This is a genomic window from Streptomyces laculatispora, assembly GCF_017353455.1.
Classification (GTDB): domain Bacteria; phylum Actinomycetota; class Actinomycetes; order Streptomycetales; family Streptomycetaceae; genus Streptomyces; species Streptomyces laculatispora.
Genome location: NZ_JAFMPZ010000425.1, coordinates 1 through 4,306, shown reverse-complemented (window position 1 = coordinate 4,306; position 4,306 = coordinate 1). Strand labels below are relative to the sequence as shown.

Here is a 4,306-nt window from a genome sequence, read left to right as displayed (position 1 = left end):
GAGCGGGATATGCCCCGGCAAGCCGGGGCATAGAGCGCGAATTGCGCAAGCGCAATTCGGAATTCCCGCGCAAGCGCGGGAATGAATTCCGTAAACGGAATTCTGAAAAGGCATCAATTCGCGCAAGCGCGAATTGTGGGGAGTCCCGCAAGCGGGACTCCTGGGCTGGCTACGAGGGGACGGTGCATCAGGTGCGGGACTGTGTAGGGCCGGGGAATCTCAGCTACTACCCCGCAACGAGGGTGACGGACCGCAGTCTGGCAGGGCGCCGGCCACACCGAAGTGACGGGCTCCGCTGCGCTCCACCCGAACCCCTCCCCTGCCGTCGGACCCACCTTGGCATGCCCACCAGTGCCCCGCCATCATACTGTATGAATCGTGAGCGTGGGCGGGATTCAGTCAGGTATCAGACGATAGAGCGAACCTACATTGCGGGCGATGCATCATGGGTGTTTACTGTGTAGAGTCTGGTCCCAGAAGCTACCACCCCGGCCCGCGACTCCACTGCGCCGGAATTTCCTTTCTGATTGCGCGCTACATTCCGAAAGAAGGAGATCTTTTCCGTGGTAATGAAGAAAAACGATCTGCGCGCGCACCAGATTGAGACTGTTGACGCCATTCGGCGCGGTCTCGACGTTCCTCCCGGCGGTATTCCGGCCAATGGTCTGCGCGGCCAGGTGATTTCCGCGTGCGGCACCGGAAAGACCATCACTGCCGCATTCGCTGCTCGCGAGATGCTTCCGAAGGGGCGCATTCTCGTGCTGGTGCCGACCTTGGATCTTCTGACGCAAACAGTCAAGGAGTGGCACCGGGTCGGGCACAAGGGGCCGGCGGTTGCCGTGTGTTCACTCCAGGACGACCCGGAGCTGTGGAGCCTCAAGGTGCGCTCCACCACGAACCCCGTGCAGCTGTCGCTGTGGCACGGGACGGGGCCGGTGACCATCTACGCGACGTACGCCAGCCTGGGCGTCTTGGCCGAGGCGTTCGAGGGCGCTTACGGCCAGAAGCTGGCGCCGATGGACCTGGCGGTGGTCGATGAGGCCCACAGGACTTCGGGCTCGATGGGTAAGGCGTGGGCGGACATCCACGACCAGACCGTCATCCCGGCGTACCGCCGGCTGTACCTGACGGCCACGCCGCGGATCTGGGAGGAGCGGCTGAACCGGGAGGTCACAGAGGGGGTGCGTGATCCGCTGCCGCGGGAGATGGCGGCTTCCATGGACGACGAGAAGGTCTTCGGCCCCGTCCTCTACAAGCTCTCGCTCGCATCGGCCGTCTCGCGCAGGCTGCTGGCGCGGTACCAGATCATCGTCCTGGAGCTCCAGGACCCGATCGTCACGCCGGAGCGGCTGATGGGCGAGGACCGGCACACGGAGGAAGTCCGCGGGCAGCGCCTCGGGGCTCTCCAAGCCGCGCTCCTGCACACGATGGCGCAGCACGGACTCCAGACCTGCATCACCTTCCATCACCGGACGATAGAGGCACAGGCGTACGCGGAGGGCCTGGAGCACGTCGCGGCGAAGCTGCACGCCGACCAGCCCGAGATGTACCCCAAGCACATCTGGGCGGACTGGCTGTGCGGCGAGCACGTCCCCGAGCGCCGGCGGGAGGTCCTGGGCGGCTTCGGTACGACGGCACGGCGGGCGGTACTTTCGAATTGTCGCGTTTTGGGGGAAGGCGTCGACATCAGAGCGGTGGACAGTGTTGCCCTTTGGGACCCTAAGGGCGCTCCGCACGACATCGTCCAGGCCATCGGCCGGGCCCTCCGTCAAAAGCCGGGGGAGGGAAAACTTGCCTCATTGATCGTGCCGGTATTCCTTCAGCCCGGAGAGAAGCCGGAGGACATGTTCACCTCGGGATCGTATCGGCCCTTGGTGAAGGTTCTCGAGGGACTGCGAGCTCACGACGAGGAGGCCATCGAGCTGCTTGCGATCCCTCAGGAGCCACACAAGGGCATCGCGCAGCCGTCCGAGTACATCGGCCCGCCGCCCGAGGAAGGCGAGGACGAATCCCGTCTGCTGCTGCGTTTTGCCGTTCCCAGGGATCCGGTGATGGTCGCGGACTGGGTGTCCTTCAACGTGATCGACACCGAGCGGCAGGACTGGGCGCGCGGCTGGGCGAAGCTGAAGGCGTACGTCGAGCGGGTCGAGAACGCGAGAGTGCCCTACGGACACCGGGAGGGTACGACACCCCTTGGGCAGTGGGTGGCGGAGCAGCGGCGGGCGTACGGGGCTGGGGAGATGAGCGGGCAGCGCGCGCAGCGGCTGGAACGGCTCGGGATGGTGTGGTCGGTGGCGGATGAGCGGTTCCAGGAGAACCTGGAGGCCGCGAAGGCGTACTACGAGCAGCACTGGACGCTGTGCGTGCCTCGGGCCGCGACTGTGCTGGACCGGCCGATCGGGCAGTGGCTGTCCAACCTCCGTCGCCCTGGGGCGTTGGAGGGGCACCCGGAGTGGAAGACGGCGCTGGAGGCCGTAGACGAGGACTGGAACCCGTCATGGCCGGCTGTATGGCAGCGGCACTACGCGGTGGTGCGGGAGATGCTCGCGGAGGAGACCATCCTTGGGTACGTCGAACCCGGGGTCACCGTGCACGGCATGGACATCGGCAAATGGCTCGCCCGGCAGCGCCAGCCCGAGGCCTGGGCAGCGCTGACCGACGGGCAGCGCGAGCGCCTGGAGACCATCGGTGTCATCCCGCATGCACCTGAGTTGGAAGCACCGGTGAAGCCGGCCATGGCACCCGTGAGCGTCTTTGAGCGGGGGGTTGCCGCCCTGGCCCAGTACAAGGCTCGCACCGGCTCCCTGGCCGTCCCCAGGGCCCACGTAGAACGGCTGGAGGACGGGACGGAGGTAAAGCTCGGAGTGTTCCTGTCGAACAGCAAAACCCGCCGGGCCAAACTGACCGCCGACAAGCTCCAGGCGCTGGCCGCCCTCGGACTGGAGTGGGCAGCGGTGCCCGGCGGCAAGCCCGAGGTCGTCGTGCGGCAGGTGGTCCAGAGATAACCGATTCTTTACCGCATGGCGATCTCCACGTCACCGATACACCGATTGTGGCCGCGTCTGCCGTCCGGTCGTGAGAGGCCTGAACCAACAGAAGGCGCGGCGTCGAAGGGTCTGGTCATGGGGGAGATATCCGAGGGGCTGGAGCAGCTTCTCTACACGCAGCCGGTTCCGTCGACGACGGCGAACCAGTTGAGGGCTCTGTTGCGTTGGGAGCGGGGCTCTACCCGGCAGGTGGCCGCTCTCCTGGGCGTGTCCCAGCGGACTGTGCAGCGGTGGGTGACGCGCAAGGCCGGAAGCAGCAGGCGTCCCAGCGCCCGCCATGAGCAGACGATCGCGGATCTCGTGCGGGCGCGGTGGCAGCCCAGGGTCCGTGCGCGCCGACGTGCCGAGGCGGAGGAGCGCGGTGTGGTCGTCCATACCCGGGCGCGGTTCGGGTTCCGTGCCGGTGCCGGTTCCTCGGATGATCCCCGCCTGCGGCTCATCACGGCACACCTGCCCGGCGCGGTGACGCGGGAGATGTTCGCCGCCCTGGAGGCGGGTGCCGGCGAGAAGCAGCACGAGCTGATCCTCTCCCGTGCGCTCGGGCACGCCTACTTCCGCGGTAGTGGCCAGCGCGCGCACGGCCTGCAGGTGGTCCTCGGAGACATCGACTTCATCGGCTTCGCCCTCCTGTGACCACAGGCACGGACGGTGCCGTCAGCGGGCGGTCGACGCCGGCCCGTACCCGTGTGCTTCCCGTACCTCCCGCCAGTCCCACACCACGGCGCCTCGCTTGCCGGCACGCACGGCCACGGGCGGCTGGGGCGGGCGCAGTCCGGCCGTCTCGGCCAGGCGAAGCACAGCAGGCCGGTCTCCCGGTCCGGCCAGCAGGTGCGAGGCCCCGGTCAGGTGGGCGTAGCGGGCGGCCGCGCGCAGGAACACCCGGGCCCAGGGCGGGACGTGGTGGGTGGCGCAGCCGTCGGTGAAGCGGGTGCGGTCGTGGAGGGCGAGCGTGGCGGGGGCGTCTCGGAAATCGTCGCTGCGGGCGGTGGCCAGCTGCTGGAAGGATGCGCCGGTGAACAGGGTGGCTGCCAGGGCCGCGGACAGTTGCGGGTGGGCGGTCGCGGCGTGGATACGCCGGGCTGCCTCCGTCGCCTGGGCGGAAGTCAGAGGCGCGGGTGGAGGGCGGTGTCTCCAGTCGGTCAGGCCGGGTGTGCAGGGGCTCGGGCAGAGGCTGGGGCTGTCGTAGGAGACGAGCCGGTCCAGACAGGCAAGGGTGATCCAGCGGGCCGGCGCAGGGCGCGCCTGTGGCGCGTCCTGCG

Annotated in this window: 2 protein-coding genes and 1 pseudogene; 2 read left to right on the top strand and 1 reads right to left on the bottom strand. The window is 68.1% G+C overall.

Annotated elements, in window-relative coordinates:
- Nucleotides 1-569 precede the first annotated feature (569 nt).
- Both J1C73_RS21215 and tpg read left to right on the top strand, forming a co-directional pair.
- Nucleotides 570-3,005: a DEAD/DEAH box helicase gene (locus tag J1C73_RS21215; protein WP_207317808.1), complete on the top strand. Its 2,436-nt coding sequence runs from the start codon at nt 570-572 to the stop codon at nt 3,003-3,005.
- Between the two features lie 117 nt (nt 3,006-3,122).
- Nucleotides 3,123-3,680 (top strand): telomere-protecting terminal protein Tpg, encoded by a 558-nt coding sequence (tpg, locus tag J1C73_RS21210; protein ID WP_207317807.1) that lies wholly within the window; start codon nt 3,123-3,125, stop codon nt 3,678-3,680.
- Nucleotides 3,681-3,701: 21 nt separating this feature from the next.
- Here tpg and J1C73_RS21205 read toward each other — a convergent pair.
- A pseudogene (locus J1C73_RS21205) lies at nt 3,702-4,306 on the bottom strand (hypothetical protein); the annotation flags it as partial.